The sequence below is a fragment of the Thiorhodovibrio litoralis genome, assembly GCF_033954455.1.
GTDB lineage: Bacteria > Pseudomonadota > Gammaproteobacteria > Chromatiales > Chromatiaceae > Thiorhodovibrio > Thiorhodovibrio litoralis.
The window spans coordinates 4,981,684-5,000,205 of record NZ_CP121473.1 but is presented as its reverse complement, the minus strand read 5'-3'; the positions used below and the strand labels follow the sequence as shown (position 1 = coordinate 5,000,205).

Annotated in this window: 15 protein-coding genes; 11 read left to right on the top strand and 4 right to left on the bottom strand. The window is 63.5% G+C overall.

Features of this window, described 5'->3' with window-relative positions:
• The first annotated feature begins 51 nt into the window (after positions 1–51).
• Entirely contained in the window at positions 52–306 is a 255-nt protein-coding gene (locus Thiosp_RS22680; RefSeq protein ID WP_323696719.1) for a hypothetical protein, read from the top strand.
• Between the two features lie 188 nt (positions 307–494).
• Here the strand turns inward: Thiosp_RS22680 and Thiosp_RS22675 are convergent, their stop codons facing one another.
• Positions 495–1,706, bottom strand: a complete 1,212-nt coding sequence (locus Thiosp_RS22675; RefSeq protein WP_323696718.1) for an IS110 family RNA-guided transposase — start codon at positions 1,704–1,706, stop codon at positions 495–497.
• Between the two features lie 89 nt (positions 1,707–1,795).
• Here Thiosp_RS22675 and Thiosp_RS22670 point away from each other — a divergent pair, with 89 nt between their 5' ends.
• A complete protein-coding gene (locus tag Thiosp_RS22670; protein ID WP_242518555.1) occupies positions 1,796–4,225 on the top strand; it encodes a helix-turn-helix domain-containing protein in 2,430 nt (809 codons plus the stop codon).
• Between the two features lie 227 nt (positions 4,226–4,452).
• Positions 4,453–4,800 carry a NirD/YgiW/YdeI family stress tolerance protein gene (locus Thiosp_RS22665; protein WP_201066686.1) on the top strand — a complete coding sequence of 116 codons (348 nt, stop codon included), beginning with the start codon at positions 4,453–4,455 and terminating at the stop codon, positions 4,798–4,800.
• A 70-nt stretch (positions 4,801–4,870) separates the two neighbouring features.
• On the opposite strand, the gene mtgA is transcribed toward Thiosp_RS22665, so the two are convergent.
• A complete protein-coding gene (mtgA, locus tag Thiosp_RS22660) occupies positions 4,871–5,587 on the bottom strand; it encodes a monofunctional biosynthetic peptidoglycan transglycosylase (protein ID WP_201066684.1) in 717 nt (238 codons plus the stop codon).
• Positions 5,588–5,877: 290 nt separating this feature from the next.
• On the opposite strand from mtgA, the gene Thiosp_RS22655 reads away from it, so the two are divergent.
• From Thiosp_RS22655 to Thiosp_RS22630, 6 genes are all read left to right on the top strand, one after another.
• Positions 5,878–6,909, top strand: a complete 1,032-nt coding sequence (locus Thiosp_RS22655; RefSeq protein WP_201066683.1) for an AAA family ATPase — start codon at positions 5,878–5,880, stop codon at positions 6,907–6,909.
• A 115-nt stretch (positions 6,910–7,024) separates the two neighbouring features.
• Positions 7,025–8,005, top strand: a complete 981-nt coding sequence (locus Thiosp_RS22650; protein WP_201066682.1) for a DUF58 domain-containing protein — start codon at positions 7,025–7,027, stop codon at positions 8,003–8,005.
• Positions 8,002–8,472 (top strand): DUF4381 domain-containing protein, encoded by a 471-nt coding sequence (locus Thiosp_RS22645; RefSeq protein ID WP_201066681.1) that lies wholly within the window; start codon positions 8,002–8,004, stop codon positions 8,470–8,472. Before Thiosp_RS22650 ends, Thiosp_RS22645 begins: the two co-directional genes overlap by 4 nt.
• Positions 8,473–8,882: 410 nt before the next feature.
• Positions 8,883–9,932 (top strand): vWA domain-containing protein, encoded by a 1,050-nt coding sequence (locus tag Thiosp_RS22640; RefSeq protein ID WP_201066680.1) that lies wholly within the window; start codon positions 8,883–8,885, stop codon positions 9,930–9,932.
• Between the two features lie 29 nt (positions 9,933–9,961).
• Positions 9,962–11,971 carry a VWA domain-containing protein gene (locus Thiosp_RS22635; RefSeq protein WP_201066679.1) on the top strand — a complete coding sequence of 670 codons (2,010 nt, stop codon included), beginning with the start codon at positions 9,962–9,964 and terminating at the stop codon, positions 11,969–11,971.
• Positions 11,972–12,128: 157 nt separating this feature from the next.
• Positions 12,129–14,150: a BatD family protein gene (locus Thiosp_RS22630; RefSeq protein WP_201066677.1), complete on the top strand. Its 2,022-nt coding sequence runs from the start codon at positions 12,129–12,131 to the stop codon at positions 14,148–14,150.
• Between the two features lie 79 nt (positions 14,151–14,229).
• On the opposite strand, the gene Thiosp_RS22625 is transcribed toward Thiosp_RS22630, so the two are convergent.
• Both Thiosp_RS22625 and Thiosp_RS22620 read right to left on the bottom strand, forming a co-directional pair.
• Positions 14,230–14,784: a chemotaxis protein CheW gene (locus tag Thiosp_RS22625; protein ID WP_201066675.1), complete on the bottom strand. Its 555-nt coding sequence runs from the start codon at positions 14,782–14,784 to the stop codon at positions 14,230–14,232.
• Between the two features lie 12 nt (positions 14,785–14,796).
• Positions 14,797–17,550 carry a methyl-accepting chemotaxis protein gene (locus tag Thiosp_RS22620; RefSeq protein ID WP_201066674.1) on the bottom strand — a complete coding sequence of 918 codons (2,754 nt, stop codon included), beginning with the start codon at positions 17,548–17,550 and terminating at the stop codon, positions 14,797–14,799.
• Between the two features lie 522 nt (positions 17,551–18,072).
• On the opposite strand from Thiosp_RS22620, the gene rpmB reads away from it, so the two are divergent.
• Entirely contained in the window at positions 18,073–18,309 is a 237-nt protein-coding gene (rpmB, locus tag Thiosp_RS22615; protein WP_201066673.1) for a 50S ribosomal protein L28, read from the top strand.
• Positions 18,310–18,330: 21 nt separating this feature from the next.
• Complete coding sequence (gene rpmG / locus Thiosp_RS22610; protein WP_200281922.1) at positions 18,331–18,498, top strand: 50S ribosomal protein L33; 168 nt, start codon at positions 18,331–18,333, stop codon at positions 18,496–18,498.
• Positions 18,499–18,522: the final 24 nt, after the last annotated feature.

Here is an 18,522-nt window from a genome sequence, read left to right as displayed (position 1 = left end):
TTCAAGTCACTGATCCGGCAGGATATTATTTTCTCTCCAGAGAAAACTTCAATGACTTACGCCGATTTTCGGCGTGGAAATGTTAAATATGGGCTGATATGTTTTGACCTGTCAATGTTTGGTAGTAACTATTGTTTAACCACCTCTTCTTCTTTGTCTTTTTTCGAAAACGTTGTTCTCGGGCCGGTGATGGCAAACACCTTGGCTCAGGGCACCCAGCGGCAGACTGCGACGGTGGATCATGCTGATATACGTGGATTGGGTACCACCGGACTTCACTGCGTCGCGGAGCTGGCCTTTCTCTAAGAGCAGGGATCGGCACGTGGGATGCCCATGATGGGATTCTCCCGCGCACCACCGGTATAGCCCAAACAAGGGTTCTCCACACCGGCCGCGGATGCCCTGAATCAAGGTGTCTGTTGGGTTCTCCATGGTTGAATCGATTGGGGTTGCGTCAGCGGGTTGTCAGCATTGGCTCAACATGCGGCCACTGATCAGACCGCTTGGGCGTTCACTTGAGGCATCTCCTGGCGCACGATGTCCCAGAGAAAACCGGCCAGCTCCCGGGCAATGGCCACGCACACCAGCTTGGTGTTTTTGCCGGCACCGGTGAGCGTGCGGTAGCGCCCGCACAGGCGCACCTGCGCCTTCCAGGCGATGCGTCTGGCCCCGGCTGAGGCGTTCACGGCCTTGCCTCGGAGATGCTTGGTCTGGCGTGCCGGGAAGCGATAGCTCCAGGCCGATTCGATCAACATGCGCCGGGCGTGGCTGTTGCCGGTGAGCGTAATCGCCCCTTGGCGCCGCCGTCCGCCACTGGAGTGCTCGCTGGGGACCAGTCCGAGGAAGGCCATCAGTTGGCGCGGGGAGTCGAAACGACTGATATCGCCCAGTTCAGCGAGCAGCACGATCGCGGCGAGCTTGTCGATACCGCGCAGCGCCACCAGGGAGTCAACCACGGGGGCAAGTGACCACTCCGGCAATGCGCGCATGAGCTGATCGGTGAGCTGAGCGACGCGCTCACCGGCGGCCCGCTCAGCGTCGATGTAGTTCTGTAGCACCACCTGCTGCCAAGGATCGGCCATTTTCAGTCCGGCCAGCCAGTTCTCATGCGCCGCACCCCAGCGCGTCTTGCCGGTGGGCCAGTGGTGACCGTGACGCAGCAAAAAGGCGTTGAGCTGCTGACGGGCTTTGCGTTCCTGGGCTTTAATATCATCGCGCGCGCGGCTGAGATCGCGCATGCGCTCCTGCTCTTGGTCGGGAACCCAAACCGCGGTGAGATCGCCGCTGCGCAGCAGTCGCGCGAGCTTCAGCGCATCGCGCCGGTCGGTCTTGATGCGCTCGGCGGCTTTCTTGGGAATCAGCGATGGGGCAACGACTTGGCAATCATGGCCGCTGGCGAGAAGCTGGCGATAGAGTCCATACCCGCAGGGACCGGCTTCGTAGCAGAACAACAGCACCGCTCCATCATAGGCTTCGCTCAGACGGGCGATGAGTTGCTCGATCTTCTTGGGCTTGTTAGCAATCTCGCCACGATAAATCGGCTCCTGACGTCCCGGCTCAGCCACCGCCACGGCGATGGTGTCTTTGTGCACATCCAGGCCAATATAGGCGCCGTGCTTGTGTTCCGGCTGGTTACTCCCGTGCAGCAAGGCGGATAGGGACGATGCGCTCTCGATGCGATCGGTTGCTGGGTTAAACTGCTTCATGACCTGCTCTCCTCAAGGTGGCTCTGTGTCGGTGGTTCTCCATCCTCAACATAACCTACATGCGTTGAGGATGGGCAGGTCAAAACATCATGTCTAAGGCGGATCTGCCCAAGCGCATGGTGGTCACCGCGCCGACCGGGGTGGCGGCCATCAACGCCGGGGGCGTGACTCTGCATTCCTTCTTTCAGCTGCCATTTGGGCCTTTCGTGCCCGGCAGCGAGGCCCAGCGCCAGGCGGCGGAGCGGCGCTTTAACCGGCAAAAGCGCGACATCATCGCCAGCCTCGATCTGCTGATTATCGACGAGATCAGCATGGTGCGCGCCGACCTGCTCGACGCGGTCGACTTCATGCTGCGGCGCGAGCGGGCGACCGATGCGCCCTTCGGCGGCGTGCAACTGCTGATGATCGGCGATCTGCATCAGCTCGCGCCCGTGGTGCCAGATCAGGACTGGGCTATTTTGCGGGACTTCTACAGCTCCGGGTATTTTTTCAGCAGCCGGGCACTGGCGGCAATGGAAGTGGTGCCCATCGAGCTCACGCACATCTATCGCCAATCCGATGCCGACTTTATCGCGCTGCTCAATGCCGTGCGCGACAACCGGCTTGATGAGGCGGCGCTGGCGCAGCTCAATGCCCGCTATCAGCCCGATTTCGCGCCCAGGGAATCGGATGGCTATATCACGCTCACCACGCACAACCGCGCCGCTGATCAGATCAATGACACCCGGCTGCGCGCCCTCGCCGCCAAGCCGCGTGAGTTCGAGGCAGAGATCGAGGACGACTACCCGGCCCACAGTTACCCGACCGCCGCCACCTTGACGCTGAAGCAGGGGGCGCAAGTGATGTTTGTGCGCAACGACAGCGGCGAAGACAAACGCTTCTTCAACGGCAAGATCGGCACCGTCACGCGTCTGGAGCGCGAGCGCATCCTGGTGCGCTGCCCTGGCGATGATGGCGACATCACCGTCGAGCCCGCCACCTGGGAGAACATCCGCTACAGCATCGACACCGACACCAAGGCCATCACCGAGGAGGTCATCGGCAAGTTCACCCAATACCCGCTGCGTCTCGCCTGGGCCATCACCATCCACAAGAGCCAGGGCCTGACCTTCGAGCGCGCCATCATCGACGCCGCCGCGGCCTTCTCTCATGGCCAGGTCTATGTGGGCCTCAGCCGCTGCAAGACGCTCGAGGGTCTGGTGCTGAGCGCGCCCATCCCACGCCACGCGGTCAAGACCGACCAGCGCGTCTCCCACTATGTCGATGAGGCTACCCGGCAACCGCCCACCCAGGACCAGCTCGATGCCGCGCGCATCGACTACCAGCAGCGGCTGCTGCGCGAGTGCTGGGATTTCGACCAGCTCGGTGCTCGGCTGCGGCGGCTGCTTGGCCTGCTGCGCACGAATCATCGCGTCATCGACCTGCACGGTGCGGGCGTCGCTCAGTCCAACGACCCGATCGAGGCCATGAACACGCTCGAGCGTCGGATCAGCGACGAGCTTGTCACCGTCAGCGCCAAATTCCGCCGCGAGTTGGAGCACCGCTTTCGCACCGACCGGATTCCCGAGGGCGATCCCGACCTGCAAGAGCGACTGCGCAAGGCCTCGGCTTATTTCACCGCTAAGCTTGCAGAGGGACTTGCTCCCTGGCTCGCCGACCTGGAATGCGAGACCGACAACAAGGCGCTGCGCAAGACACTCAGCCAGGCCGTCGAGGAACTGCGCAAACTGCTCGCGATCAAGACCGCCGGCATCGCGAGCTGCACCCACGGCTTCTCCGCCAAGGCCTATCTCGTGGCGCTGGCGAAAGCCAAGATTGACGATCCCCGCACCGGGGCGCGACAAAGGAAAGGCACGAGCGCGCAGCCTGCAAAGGGCAAAGACGATCCCCTGCTCGACGGGCTGCGCCACTGGCGCGAGCAGAAGCAAGCCGACGAAGAGCGCACCGGCGAAACTCGCTATCGCATCCTGACCCGTACCGTGCTGCGCGAGATCGCCGCCAACCGCCCCGACAGCCTGAATGCCCTGGCCGCCATCCCAGGCATCGGCATGCGCACCGCCGAGCGTTATGGCACGGAGATCCTTCAGCTTGTCGCCCAGCATCCGCCCCCGGATGCGCATCAGGGTCCATCAGGGGGCGACCCCGAGAACCAGCCCAAGACCAAAGTCCAGCCCGGCGATAGTCGCCGGCTCAGCTATCGCCTCTACCGCGAGGGCCTGGGCATCGCCGAGATCGCCGCAGAACGCTCACTGAAAACCACCACCATCGAAGGCCATCTGGCCCACTTCATTGGCACCGGAGAGCTGGCAGTCACCGATTTCGTCGACCAAGACAAGCTCGCGCGCATCACCACCGTCTTCGCCCAGATCGGCACCGAAGCGCTCACGCCGGTCAAGGAAAGCCTCGGCGACGACGTTTCTTACGGCAAACTCAAGATGGTACAGGCGCATCTGACTTGCGAGCATGGCGGGCAGTCAAATCCGGAAGGAGCGACTGATCGCAACCCACCAAGCCGGTGATGACGATGCTGGTGACAGGCCGGCGACGCGAAAACAGCGCGCGAACCAGCCGCTCTTGGTCATTGTCAGGATCACGGGAATGGTTCAACAGCAACCCCCAAAAAAGTGGTTTATCGTCAAAAGCATGCCGGATCTCGGGCAGCAGTTCTACAGGATTGAAATTCGGACAAACCATTACCATCCTGGTTTCAGTTCGACTCCCAAATTGTTAACGAAAGAGGTGAGAAGTGAAAAGTTCCGTGCTGCTGGTGATTGGATGTCTGCTTCTATCTTCAACGGCCTTCGCCCAGTTCACGGGGCCGGCGGCGAGCGGTCGAGTGAGTACGGTCGAGGACGCGCGAAAGGCCCCTGTCGACACCTATGTCACTGTAACGGGTAACATCCTTTCCCACCTCAGAGAGGATTACTATACCTTCCGGGATCAGACGGGTGAGGTTCGGGTCGAGATCGAGCCGCCTGTCTGGCAAAACCGGAAGATCGGCCCGGACACCAAGGTCAGGTTGGTTGCTGAAGTTGATCGAAATGCATCCGGGACCATCTATCTGTGGGTCGAATCACTCCAGATTGCGGATTGACTCCCTCTATGGGCCGCCAGCTAGCGAAATTGTGCGAGCAAGGCGCTGTGACTGCGATTCTCTATTTTCATCAATGCCCTAGCTGCCGCAAATAGCGCTCGCCACCAAGCTGGTGCATTTGCTGGCGAATCCAGCGTGCGCGCTGTCGCACTTTGGCTGATGGCTGATCGAGGCGGTAAATGCGCGGGTTGGGCAGGACCGCGGCCATGCGGGCGGCTTGTTCGGCGCTGATGGCGGCAGCGGGGCGGTCGAAATAGCGCCAGCTTGCGGCGCCGACGCCATAGGTGTCGGCGCTGAATTGGGCAATGTTCAGGTAGAGCTCGAGAATCCGTTCCTTGGTCAGCAGGGTTTCCAGCAGCAGGGTAAACCAGACCTCCAGTGCCTTGCGGGCATAATCGCGCCCGTTCCAAAGAAACAGGTTTTTGGCGGTCTGCTGGCTGATAGTGCTGGCGCCACGCAGCCGTTCTCCCTGGCGAAAATCTTCCCATGCGGCTTGAAGCTCGATCAGGTCGAAGCCCAGATGCTCGGGGAAGCGCTGATCCTCGCCGGCGATCACCGCGAGCTTGAGCGATGGGGCAATGGCATCCCTGTCGACCCATTCGTGATACACCACCGGCGGCTCCTTCCCTGCGAGGTGCTCGCTTACCCAATGTTGGACAATGACTGCCGAGGTCGGCGGATTGAACCAGCGCAAGGCGGCGACGGCCAGAATCGAGCCCAACAGCAGCAGAAAGAGAGTGAGTATTAGAGCGCGCATGCCGCGCGCAAGCAGGGAGCCCTTGCTCATCGTTGCTTATCGTTGCTCATAGTCGGTCTCGCCGGCAGCGGATATCCGGGGGGCTGTTCCCGGCAGTGTCCGGGTGCTGGTCATGGGTTACCTTAACACTCGGTAATGTTTTCGCACGCGGATGTTAAGGCAGTCGCATAACATTACGGGCTATCCTGTTTCTGAACGAGGCTGTGCGCGAGCCTGTGCCAACTCGGCGGCGATGACCCTGGGTGTCTGGACTTGGATGCCGGGCTGCCAGCGGTGGGACCGAAGCGCATCGGAATGATCACATTGAATGGAGATTATGCATGACAGCGACTCAAAGACCGGCCGCTCCGGCAAGTGCCCCGCGGACGGCCGCGACCGAGGCGGTGGATGTTGCGCACGCCTTTGCCGAGCTGCGCCGCCAACTGGCCGCGCGCATCGTCGGCCAGGACGCACTGGTGGAACGGCTGCTGATTGCGCTCCTGGCCTCCGGCCATCTGCTGGTCGAGGGCGCGCCGGGGCTAGCCAAGACCTCGGCCATTCAGGCGCTTGCCGCGCGCATCGAGGGCAATTTTCAGCGCGTGCAGTTCACGCCCGATCTGCTGCCGGGAGACCTGACCGGCACTGACATTTACCGGCCAGAAACGGGGGATTTCCAGTTCCAGCCCGGACCCTTGTTCCATAACTTGGTGCTGGCCGACGAGGTCAACCGCGCGCCGGCCAAGGTGCAGTCCGCGCTGCTCGAGGCGATGGGCGAGCGTCAGATCACGGTCGGCGGGCGCACCTATCCGTTGGCCGAGCCCTTTCTGGTCATGGCCACGCAAAATCCCATCGAGCAGGAAGGCACCTATCCGTTGCCGGAGGCCCAGCTCGACCGCTTCCTGATGCATGTGCGAGTCGGCTACCCCGATCCTCACACCGAGCGCCAGATTCTCGCCATCGCGCGCAATGAGGCGCGCGGTCGCGCCCATCGCGAGCAAGTCCCTGCGCCCCTGCTCAGCCAAAAGCAGATCTTTGCCGCCCGCGACCAGGCGATGGATCTGCACATGGCCGATAACCTCGAGGAATATCTGGTCCAGCTGGTGCTGGCCACGCGCGACCCGGCTCCCTATGACAGCGAACTGGCGCGGCTGGTCGACTATGGCGCCAGTCCGCGGGCGACCATCGCGCTTGACCGCTGCGCTCGCGCGCGGGCCTGGCTGCGTGGTGGCGACTATGTGACGCCTGAGGATATCCATGCCACGGTGTTCGATGTGATGCGCCACCGGGTGCTGATGAGCTATGCCGCTGAGGCTGAGGGCATCACGGTTGATCGCTTCGTCGCGGAGCTCATCAAGCGCGTGCCGCTGATTTGATCGGTCTCAATGCTCGACACTGGAACACGCAGATTAGGCCCCTCGGATTCTGGCTCATGATCGAAGCGGATGTTTTATCGGCAAGACGGCAGTTGGCCTGGAGCAAGCACACCCCATGAACCTCCCCAGGCCCCAAATCGCGCCTGATGCGGACTGGCGTGTCGATGCCGGCGATCTGATCGCCCTGCAGGCGCGCGCCGCTCGGCTTGCAGGCGCGCCGCGTCGGCTCACCCGCTCGGTCCTGGCCGGGCAGCACCGTTCGCGCTTTCGCGGGCGCGGCATGGACTATCGCGAATCGCGCCATTACCAGGCCGGCGATGACATCCGTAACATGGATTGGCGCATCACCGCGCGCGCCGGGCACGCCCATGTGAAGGTGTTCGATGAGGAACGCGAGCGCCCGGTGGTGGTGGTCGCCGACTTCGGCCCGAGCATGTTCTTCGCTAGCCGCGGGGCGTTCAAATCCGTGATGGCCGCGCGCCTGGCCGCGCTGATTGGCTGGTCCGCGGTCAGCCGCGGGGACCGCGTTGGCGCCCTGCTGTTCAACGGCGAGCATCGCGAGATTCAGCCCGCTGGCGGACGTCGCGGGCAGATGCGCTTGATCCGCACCCTGGTCGATGCCGGCAATCCGGCGGTCGGCTTGGCCGACACCCTGCACGCGGGTGAGCTGAGCCGCGCGCTCGCGCGCCTGCGCCATGTGATTCGCCCCGGCAGCCTTGTGTGGCTGCTGTCGGACTTCGTCTCAGCGGATGCCGAGACCGAGCGCCATCTGAGCCAGCTCGCCGTCCACAACAGTCTGTTCGCCATTGAAATTCTTGACCCGCTCGAGCTCGCGCCGCCGCCGCCAGGGCGTTACCGCATCAGCGACGGACGCCGCACCGGGCTGCTGGATACCCTGAGCGCGTCGCTCCGCCGCGATCATCACCGGGTGCTCGAGGAGCGCCGCACCCAGGTGCGCGCCTTGATCGAACGCTGCGGTGTTCCGCTGCAGCGCTGCATGACCCAGGATGACCCGGCGATCGCACTGACGCGCGCTCTGGCGCTGCCGGCAAGCGTCCAGGCACGGGCCGCTGCGACCCGGGAGGCCGCCGCATGAAGGCAGACCCCGCGCTGCTCGCGCAGCTCGACCTGCGCGACATCCACGAGCCTGGATTGCCGTCCCTTTGGCCGCCGGCCCCCGGCTGGTGGCTGTTAGGCCTGCTGCTGCTCGCGCTGCTGCTATGGCTCGGGCGTCTGGCATGGCGCTGGTGGCGCCGCCGCAGGCTGCGCAATCGGGTCCTGCGCGAGCTGGCCAGCCTGCCCGCCGTCGATGACTGCGAGCAGCTCATCGCCGGTGTCTCCGCGCTACTCAAGCGCGTCGCCCTGCGCCGCTTCCCACGTGAGCAGGTCGCGGAGCTAACCGGCGCTGCCTGGCTTGCGTTTCTCGACCAAACCGGCGGCAGTGGACAATTCGCCAAAGGCGCCGGCCGGGTGCTGGAACAAGGCGCCTATGCCCCGGCCCCCGACTGCGATGCCCCGGCGCTGCGCGCGCTGGCTCGCGACTGGCTGGCAAGGAACCTATGATCCTTATGACCTGGTGGGTTGGAATGGTGAGTAAAGTAAAGATTTCGTGTCGGACCTCCATCCTCTGCCCACGAAGAAGCTCGCGACCAAGAATGTGCTTTGATTGCCGGTAGAAATGGACCGCGACTGCCAGCACGAATGCACTTTATGCAGAATCACAGATGAACTGCGAGCACCAGAACGAAGCAACGTTGAGCACCGACACGCATGAACTTTAGATTAACAGCACGGATGGACTTTGAGTGTTGGGTCGGGTGACGGGCGCGGGGGTCTCGGCGGCAGGACGCCGCCGTGAAGCCTACATGGAAGTATTCACGGCGTCCCCCGCGACCGTCACCCGGCCCAACGCGAGCCGCAAGCCCAAGATTTAAGTCAGGGGCACCAACGACCATGACCTTCAGTTTCTTGCCATGACCTTCAGCTTCGCCCACTGGTGGGCCTTTTTTGCCCTGCCGCTGCCCTTGCTGGCCTATTGGCTGCTGGCGCGCGCGCCCGCGCTCGACGGCGCTGCGTTGCGCGTGCCTTTTTATGCCCTGGTCATGCGCGGGCCGGAGGCATCGAGTGCTCGGCCTACCGGGCTGCTGGTCTTGCTGGCGCTGCTCATCTGGCTGCTGCTGGTGCTAGCTGCCGCGCGGCCGCAATGGATCGGTGAGCCCCTGCCGTTGCCGCTGGCCGGGCGCGATCTGATGCTGGCGGTGGATATTTCAGAATCGATGGAAACAAAGGACATGGTGATCGGCGCGCGGGTGACCGACCGGCTCACCGTTGTGAAAGCGGTCGCAAGCGATTTCATCGAGCGCCGCGAGGGTGACCGCGTCGGCCTGATTCTGTTCGGCCAGCAGGCCTATATGCAAACCCCGTTGACTTTCGACCGCGAAACCGTCCGCACGCTGCTATTCGAGGCCGCTACTCGACTCGCCGGACGCGCAACCGCCATTGGCGATGCCATTGGTTTGGCCGTCAAGCGCCTGCGCGATCAGCCTGCCGAGCAGCGGGTGCTGATTCTGCTGACGGACGGCGCCAACACCGCTGGCGCCATCGCGCCAGACAAGGCCGCCGAGCTGGCCACCGAGGCTGGCGTGAGAATCCATACCATCGGCATCGGCTCCGATCCGCGCGGCCCCTTCGGCATGTCGCTTGGGCGCAATCCGCTCGACGAACGCACGCTCAAGGCCATTGCCGAGCAGACCGGTGGGCGCTACTTCCGCGCCCGCGACCTGCGCGAGCTGCAGTCGATCTACGCCCTGCTCGATGAGCTCGAGCCGGTCGAGTCCGAGCAGGAAGGCTTCCGCCCGGTCGCCGAGCTCTTCGCCTGGCCGCTTGGCCTGGCGCTCGCGCTGAGTGCGCTGGCGGCATTGGCCAAGGCGCTCTCCAACGGCAGGCTGTCCGTGCCGGGTGCGAGCGCGCCGGAGCAAAGGACTCGCGCCAATCAGCACGCGCCAGTCAACAAGAGTCTTTAATCGACAAAGCACTTCTACGCACCCAAACCATGTTCAGCGATTTTCACTTTCTCAATCCCTGGTGGCTCCTCGCCCTGATGCCGCTGGCCCTTTTGTTGTGGCTGAGCGCCAGCGGCCAAGGCGCCAGCAGTGCCTGGCGCCGGGTGATCGACGAGCGGCTGTTGCCGGTGCTGACCATCGAGCCGGCCGAGCTCAACCGCTTTGCGGCGCGGCTGCCTTTGATGCTGCTCGGCCTCGGTTGGCTGATCGCCACGCTGGCGCTGGCAAATCCGACGTTCGAGCGCAAGCCTGTGCCGACCTACTCAGGCGGCGCCGACCGCGTCGTGGTGTTGGATTTGTCGCGCTCCATGCTGGCTGCAGACCTGACGCCGAACCGCTTGGCGCGCGCGCGCTACAAGGTGGCCGATATCCTGGCTCGGGTGAAGGATGGTCGCGTCGGGCTGATCGCCTTTGCCGGCGACGCCTTCACCGTCTCGCCGCTGACCCAGGATGCCGCCACCATCACGGCCATGCTCGAGGCGCTGCAGCCGGAGATCATGCCGGTAGCTGGCAGCCGACCCGATCTTGCGCTTGAGCGTGCCGGTGCGCTGCTGGAGCAGGCCGGCGCTCAGGGTGGCGAGGTGGTGCTGATTAGCGACGATGCCGGTGACTCCCGCGCGCGCGCGGCGGCCGAGGCGCTGGCGGCCAAAGGCTATCGGCTGGCGGTGATCGGTGTCGGCACCGAGGAGGGCGCGCCAGTGCCCGGCGTGCGCCGTGCCGAGGGGCCGGTGATGGCTAAGCTGGACACCGACGCGCTGCGCGCGCTGGCGCGGGCGGGTAATGGCGCCTATACCCCGCTGACCTCCGACGACCGCGACCTGGCCACCGTGCTGCGCTCAAGCACCGCCGGGCGCGCGCTGCCGGCGGTTTTGACCGAGAACCAGGCCCAGGCCTGGTATCCGCTCGGTCCCTGGATCGTGTTGGCCCTGCTGCCGCTGGCGGCTCTGGCCTTTCGCCGCAGCTGGCTGCTGGTGACCTTGCCATTCGTACTCGGACCAATGCTGACGCTGGCACCCGCGCCCGCGCAAGCACTCGGCTGGGACGATCTGTGGTGGCGCTCGGATCAGCAAGCCGCCCAAGCCATGGCGGAGCAAGACCACCAGCGCGCACGTGAACTGGCGCGCGATCCGCAACGCCGTGGCACCGCAGCCTATCGCGCCGGTGACTATCAATCTGCCGCGGAGGATTTCGCCGCCGGCGAAACCGCCACCGACCACTACAATCGCGGTAATGCTCTGGCGCGCGCCGGCGCGCTCGAGGACGCACTGGCTGCCTACGAAGAGGCGCTGACGCAGGACCCGGCGCAGGAGGACGCCCGTTACAATCGCGACCAGGTCAAGGCGGCGCTGGAGCAACAGCAGCAACAAGAGCAGCAGAGCGGAGATTCCGGCGACCAAAACGAGGAGCAAGATCAGGAGTCAGGCCAAGATCAGGGCCAGAATCAAGATCAGGGCGAGTCCGGCCAAAATGAGTCTGAACAGAACCAGTCTGGCCAAAGCGACAGCGATCAGCCGCAAGGCGACGACCAACAGGACGGCTCCGAACAGGAGCAATCCGGCGGGCCAGATGATCAGCAAGAAGAGCAGAATAAGGCGAATGCCGGGCAAGAGCCTTCCGACGGCGATACGAACGAACAATCTGACGCGCAACAGCCGCAACAGCAACAGAGCGGCGCCGATCAGGACCAACCTGCTGGCGAAGACGAGATCGAGTCCGGCCGCGATCAACAAGCTGAGCAGCAGGCGGCCGAGGATTATCGCGCCGCGGCCGAGGCGGCTCAGTCAGCCGACGCCGAGACAGGAGACGAAAACGAACAAGCCGCGGCTGCCGGTCAGTCCGCCGATCAAAGCCCCGAAGAGCAGGAAGCGCGCGCCGCCGCCGATCAGTGGCTCAGACGCATCCCCGATGACCCGGCTGGCCTGCTGCGGCGAAAATTCCTCTATCAATACAGTCAGCGTGCCGGCCCGGAGCAGGGCGTCGCGGCGGGAGAGCCCTGGTAGGCATGGTGGATGCTGATGACGCTCTCGGCCAACAGAGTGGGAGATTCTTGTTGCCTGTGGTCCAATCACTGTTCGGACCCTGTTCAATGACCGATGGCCGGAGATCATCAATTCCGGAAATCAGCGCAACCTATCAGTTTTCAAAGGGACGCAAGCAATGATGGCGCGAGCTAAGAAAAAGGTGCTCCAGACCTCGGCGCGGAGTTTGAGGTTCGGTCCCGTCACCCTGCTCCTGTGCGCCTGGCTTGTCTGGCCAGCGCTTGCCAGCGCTGCTGTCAGCGCCATGGTGGACCGTCAGCAGGTCTATGAGGGCGATGCGCTGACCTTGACCATCGAGGCCGAAGGGCAGGGGCAGGGTATCGAGCCGGAGCTTGGGCCGTTGGAGCAGGACTTTGACATCCTTGGCACTGGCCGCAGCTCGCAGATCAGCATCGTCAATGGACGCGCGAGCAGCAGCCTGCAGTGGCGCATCACCTTGGGCCCGAAACGGCTGGGGGAGCTGACCATTCCGGCGATTGAAGTTGGCTCCGAGAAAACCCGGCCGATTCAGGTGCAGGTGACGGAGGTTCCGCAGGGCGCGCTCGGTGGTCCGGGGGATGATGTCTTTGTCGAACTCGAACTTGAGCGGCCTGATGGGGTGGCGAGCAATGAGCCGGTGATGGTGCAGCAGCAGTTGCCGGTGGTGGTGCGCCTCTACAGCGCCCTGCCGCTTCGCGGCGGCACCCTGACCGATCCGCGTGCTGATGGCGCGGTGCTTGAGCGGCTGGGACCGGATCAGCGCTACAGCGCCAATCGCGATGGGCGAGAGTATCAGGTGATTGAGCGGCGCTATAGCCTGAGCCCGGAGCGCAGCGGTGAGCTGCGTATCCCGCCTGTGGTATTCGAGGGCGAGCTGACGCCCAACGCCCAAGGCCGTTCTGGCAGCACGGCTGGCAACGGGAATCGAACTTCCGGCGATCCGCGTCTGGATCGCATGTTTCAGGATTTTCCCTTTGGCTCCAACTTTTCGAGCGACCCACTGTCGATGTTGCAGCCGGGCCAGCAGGTGCGGGCACAGAGCCGGGCGCTGACGATTGAGGTCGCCGCACGACCGGATGATTTCGGCGGCGGTCATTGGCTGCCGGCTGAGGCGCTGACGGTTGCGGATTCCTGGGCTGGTCAGCCGCCTGCGCTGCGCGTCGGCGAGCCGGTCACTCGGACCCTGACGCTGACCGCGAAAGGACTTGCTGGCAGTCAGATCCCGGATGTCGATATGCAGGTGCCAGATGCTGTGCGCACCTATCGTGAGCCGACCGAGAACGAAACCCGCACCGATGGCCAGGTGGTCTATGCCGTCAGCAAACAGGCGGTGACGCTCATTCCCACCCAGCCCGGCACGCTCAAGTTGCCGGAGTTGAAGGTGCGCTGGTGGGACATTCAGGCGAAAAGCGAACGCGAGACAGTTGTGCCGGCGCTCAGCCTGCAGGTCGCGCCGGCTGCAGGAGGAGCGGCGGCTCCGCCCGATCGCGAAGCGGTCGAGGCCACACCGGATTTTGAAGCCCAACCCGACCGCCCCGCGGTCGCGGATTCCGGTGAGATGACGCCCGACTCGGAAGACCGTGGCGATACCGCCTCTCCAGGTGCGGGCAGCTCTGACATCTGGGGCGGACTGCTCGGCGCCCTGCTCGCGCTGCTTGCGCTGGCAGCCGCGGGTGTGGCAACCATGGTCGCGTTCGGGAAACGCAGCGCGGCGCAGGGTGGTGATCAATCCGCAAGGGCGTCGGCTGCAGTCACAGGCAGCGCCAAGGGCGCCGCCATCAGCCCAACCGGGCGCCAGCCGCGCCAGAGCGCCTTGCGGGAGGCCGTGCGCAAGGCGGCGGCGGACAATGACCCGAAAGCTACCGCCGATGCCTTGCTGGCACTCGCCCGAGCACTTTGGCCGGATGATCCGCCGCTGAATCTCGGCATGCTGGCGCGGCGACTCGGCGGACGGGACCAGCCGGGGGTGACAGGCGCTGCGGCAGCCCAAGGCGCCGAAGCAGCCATTGTGGAGTTGGAACGTGCGCTCTATGCGCCCCCGGGGGAGGATTGGTCAGGCCAGGGCTTCTGGGACCAGGTCCGCGTTGCCCTGGGGCAGACGGATGCGCGGGCAACCGACGCTGAAGCGGAGCTGCCGCCGCTTTATCCGGACCGGTCCTGAACCGGCCGCAGCCGGGCTCGCGATCCAGCCCGGCGCGGTCTTCAAGTCGACAACATCACAGGGGGCGGGCAGCCGCAGGTCAGCCGCCGACTTCCGGCACGCTGAGGCTGGCGCCTTCGGTCATCTTCTGCAGTTCGGCCAGTTCCTGCACCGAGAGCACATGGTTGATGGCGAGGATGATCACAAACACATCCTCCACCCGGCCCATGGCCTGGATGAAGTCCGTGCTGATGTCGGAGCCAAAGGTGGGCGCCGGGCGGACGTTCTCGCGCGGAATGTCGAGAATATTCTTGACCTCGTCGACCAGCATGCCAAACACATAGCTGCTGCGGTTGGACTCCACCTCGACCACCACGATGCAGCTGCGCTTGGACAGGGTCGCCGCGCCGCGATTGAGCCGTGCGGCGAGATCGACAATGGGCACGACATTGCCGCGCAGGTTGATGACCCCACGGATGTAGTCGGGCGTCATCGGCACCTGGGTGATCTGCGGGGTTTCGATGATTTCCTGCACAGCGTCGATTGGCATCGCAAGCCGTTCTTCCGCCACCGAGAAAGTCAGATACTGGTTCGCCTCGTCGGCGACGTCGGTTCCAGCGCTGCGCTGCTGCTGGGATGCAGTTGCCTCTGTCATTCGGGTCTCCGCCTAAAAGCGTTCGAAGTCTTGTGAAGATGTGTCATCATCGCTGCTCTGGCCGGCAAAGTCATCATGGCGCTGTGCCGACGCGCGCGGTTTGCTGGCCGTCGCGTGCTGCTTGCTGGCCGTGGCGCGCTGCTGCTTTCCGCCCGATACTTTGAAGAAGGCCATGGTCTCCTGCAACTGCGCGGCCTGACCGCTGAGCTCCTCGGCGGTGGCTGCCAGCTCCTCAGACGATGAGGCATTTTGCTGGGTGGCCTTGTCGAGCTGGCCCATGGCCTCGTTGATCTGACCAATGCCGGATGCCTGCTCGCCGGAGGCGGCGGTAATTTCCTCCACCAACTCGGCGGTCTTGACGATGTTGGGCACCATCTGCTCGAGCACCCGTCCGGCATCCTCGGCAATCGACAGGCTGTTAGTCGCGAGCTGATTGATCTCCTGGGCTGTCGTGCCGCTGTTTTCGGCCAGCTTGCGCACCTCGGCGGCCACCACGGTGAAGCCCTTGCCGTGCTCGCCAGCGCGCGCGGCCTCAATCGCCGCATTAAGCGCGAGCAGATTGGTCTTGTAGGCGATCTCCTCGATCATACCGATCTTGCTGGCGATTTCCTTCATCGCCTTGACGGTGCGGTTGACCGCCTCGCCGCCCTCGCGTGCCTCATCGGCCGAGCTCTTGGCGATGCCATTGGTCACGCGCGCATTCTCGGTGTTCTGCTGTACCGAGGCATTGAGCTGCTCAATGCTCGCCGTGGTCTCCTCGACGCTGGCGGCCTGCTCGGTGGCGCCCTGGCTGAGGGCCTGGGCGGTGGAGCTGACCTCGCTGGAGGCGGAGCTCAAGCTGTCGGCTCCCGTCAGCACGTCGCCGACGATCCCGCGCAGCTGCTCGACCAGGTTATGCATGGCGGTCAGCATCTCACCAATCTCATCCTTGCGATCGCTCGCGACATTGGCGCGCAGATCACCGTCGGCCACCAGCTTGGCCACGCCGACCGCCTCGACCAGCGGCTTGCTCAGGCTGCGGGCAAAGGTCAGCGCAATCACCACGACGACCAAAACAAAGAACCCGGTGATCATGGCGATGTTGCGGATGAGCTGCCATACCGGTGCCATCACCTCGGCGCGGTCGATCTCCGAGAGCAGCGCCCAGGTGGTGTTGCCGACCTTGACCGGCGTGAAGCTCGACAGCACCGGGTTGCCGTTGTAGTCGATGATGATGCGGGTGTCGGTCTCGCCCGCCAGCGCTGCGCGGCTGGCGTCGGTGTCGACGCCGTTGTCCGCCACCGTCCCCTTAAACGACGCCTGTACGCTGCGGTTTGTCGCGTCGAGGAAGGAGTCCGAGCGCATGCGCTTGTCCTGGCCCACCAGGTAGGTTTCGCCGGTTTCGCCCATGCCATCGCGCTGCTGCATGATGGCGTTGATCGGGGCGAGTGGCATTTGCAGGGCGACGATCATTTCTACTCGGTCGCCTTTCATCATCGGCGTGGCGATGAAGGACGCCGCCGCGCCAGCCGATGGCGCATAACGGGCAAAGTCCGCCAGGTTAAATTTTTGGGTGCGCAGGACCTCCCGCGTGAGCTCGCCGAGGTTCGAGTCCTTGAACTCGCCATCGACGATGTTGGTCATGTAATCCGCTTCCTTGGCGACGGTGTAGAAGATTTCACCTTCTGGATGAATCAGAAACAGGTCATAGTAACCATAGTGCTCCACGAAGCGGGCGAAGATATCCTCGCTCTCTCCTGGTGCGGCCTGGGTCAGGACTTCCTCAAGGTTGCGTTTACTGATAATGGCCCAGTCGAGACCGGGAATGTCGAGCGGGCTGCCGTTGACCAACACCAGCTTGCCGCTGCTGTCGGTGAAGATCCTAGTGACGCTCTCGCCGTTGAGCGCTTGTTCGATGTAAGGGGTCGAAATGGGTGTGCCGATCACATAGCGCCCGTCGCCCATGGTGAGCATGTTGCTGCGAAAGGCGGTTTCACCATCAAGGGCTCCGACCAGATAGCTCTCCCCGGTCTCGCCCATTCCGGCGCGTGCCTGCACGACGGTATTCAGCGCTTCTGCTGAGATTGGCATGGCGACATAGCCGCTCAGGCGCCCGCGCGCGCCGGCGATTTTCGCCACCATGAAAGCCCGCTGTTGGCCATCGGCGGATGGATCGGGCTGAAAGTCAGCGATGGCCAACTGCTCGGCAGAGTCACCCTGTAGCGCTTCAATGCCGCGTTTTAGCGCACCTTCGGCGGAACCCCCGATGCTCTCGGCGTCGGCAGCCGAATAGAGAATCTGCGCATTGCGATCGAGCAGCAGCAGATCGCTCCAGCCAAGTTCCTCCGCGAGCGCCTTGAGCTGCTCGCGCTCCTGCCCAGGATCAGCAGTATTCGAGGCCTCAGCCTGGTTAGCGCCAAACAAACCGTCAAAGCTTGAAGGCGCTTGATTGCCTGTCAGTACGTCGATGGTCTCTGCCAGGTCGGTGTTCGCTGCAACCTGGGTGACTTGTTCTTTCCAGCGCGCGAAAATGCGCTCGATATGCTCTTGTTTCTCGGTGTGCAGCGCCGCCATTGCGGCCGTTGCATCGGCTTGGATTTTGCGCACGATGTCGACCAGAACACTGATGTCGCCTTCGCGCTCGGAAAAATAGCGTTCGATCTGGCCCTGCTTGATCCCGCGCACCGCCTCGAGGCGGCCGTTGGCGTCCTGCATCAGTGCATCGCGCGCCGATTGCGCGCTCCACCAGGCAACGATGATCAAGGGCACCAGGCTCGAGATCAGCATGAGCCCAATAAGCTTGGGTTGGAGTCGAACGTTCTTAAGGTTGAACATGTTATTACCCGTGATCTACTCAGTGGTGTGCTCTTTTGCAGGCCTCGTGTCGGGCCCCTTGTTTTGCCCCCTTGTTCTGCCCCGTTGTTCTGCACAGGGCTGTGTTCAGGGCCTTGCCTCTGGCGGTGCTTAACTCCGCACAGGACGGGCGAGCTTGTTAGGCGAGCTTGTTATTTGAGTGCTTGTTCTTGAGAAAAGCGTCGCGCGCTGATTGGCTCCACACGCGCCCTTTTTATCATCAAGCCTAGCAAATGGCCGCGATTCAGCAGGGAATTTCGCGTCTGGGGCAGGCTGGATCACAGCGGAGCGCGTTTTGTGCTGCGATATCTTGACCAATTTCTCCCGGGAAGCTATATTTTCCGGTTCACATCGGCGCGGTTTCCGCGCGCCCCTCTGCTGCGCGGCCCACGCGCGTGCGACCAACTCGCGCGCCATAGGCCCCGCACTTTCAGTTTCTCTACGAGGTCAGCCGTCATGTCTCGAGTCTGTCAGGTCACCGGCAAACGTCCGCTGGCCGGGAATAACGTTTCTCACGCCCACAACAAGACCCGCCGCCGTTTCTTGCCGAATCTGCGCTACCACAGATTTTGGGTGGAGGCGGAAAAGCGCTGGGTGCGCCTGCGCGTCACCAGCAAGGGTATGCGCATCATCGATAAGAAAGGCATCGAGGTCGTGGTCGCCGAGCTGCGCGCCCGCGGGGAAAAGATCTAAACACGCTTTAGGAGATGAGCAATGGCAAAAGCCGCTCGCGATAAAATCCGGCTGAATTCCAGTGCCGGCACAGGTCATTTCTACACGACCACCAAGAACAAGCGCAATCAGCCCGGCAAGATGGAGATCAAGAAATATGATCCCGTCGTGCGCCAGCATGTGATGTACAAAGAAGGGAAGATCAAATAAGCGGTTAAGGACAAGCCGCGTTCG

Bases quoted from the DNA above. Each gene is read 5' to 3' on its own strand.
- Thiosp_RS22680 (WP_323696719.1), top strand. From the start codon at position 52: ATGACTTACGCCGATTTTCGGCGTGGAAATGTTAAATATGGGCTGATA.
- Thiosp_RS22675 (WP_323696718.1), bottom strand. From the start codon at position 1,706: ATGAAGCAGTTTAACCCAGCAACCGATCGCATCGAGAGCGCATCGTCC.
- Thiosp_RS22670 (WP_242518555.1), top strand. From the start codon at position 1,796: ATGTCTAAGGCGGATCTGCCCAAGCGCATGGTGGTCACCGCGCCGACC.
- mtgA (WP_201066684.1), bottom strand. From the start codon at position 5,587: ATGAGCAAGGGCTCCCTGCTTGCGCGCGGCATGCGCGCTCTAATACTC.
- Thiosp_RS22655 (WP_201066683.1), top strand. From the start codon at position 5,878: ATGACAGCGACTCAAAGACCGGCCGCTCCGGCAAGTGCCCCGCGGACG.
- Thiosp_RS22650 (WP_201066682.1), top strand. From the start codon at position 7,025: ATGAACCTCCCCAGGCCCCAAATCGCGCCTGATGCGGACTGGCGTGTC.
- Thiosp_RS22645 (WP_201066681.1), top strand. From the start codon at position 8,002: ATGAAGGCAGACCCCGCGCTGCTCGCGCAGCTCGACCTGCGCGACATC.
- Thiosp_RS22640 (WP_201066680.1), top strand. From the start codon at position 8,883: ATGACCTTCAGCTTCGCCCACTGGTGGGCCTTTTTTGCCCTGCCGCTG.
- Thiosp_RS22635 (WP_201066679.1), top strand. From the start codon at position 9,962: ATGTTCAGCGATTTTCACTTTCTCAATCCCTGGTGGCTCCTCGCCCTG.
- Thiosp_RS22630 (WP_201066677.1), top strand. From the start codon at position 12,129: ATGATGGCGCGAGCTAAGAAAAAGGTGCTCCAGACCTCGGCGCGGAGT.
- Thiosp_RS22625 (WP_201066675.1), bottom strand. From the start codon at position 14,784: ATGACAGAGGCAACTGCATCCCAGCAGCAGCGCAGCGCTGGAACCGAC.
- Thiosp_RS22620 (WP_201066674.1), bottom strand. From the start codon at position 17,550: ATGCTGATCTCGAGCCTGGTGCCCTTGATCATCGTTGCCTGGTGGAGC.
- rpmB (WP_201066673.1), top strand. From the start codon at position 18,073: ATGTCTCGAGTCTGTCAGGTCACCGGCAAACGTCCGCTGGCCGGGAAT.
- rpmG (WP_200281922.1), top strand. From the start codon at position 18,331: ATGGCAAAAGCCGCTCGCGATAAAATCCGGCTGAATTCCAGTGCCGGC.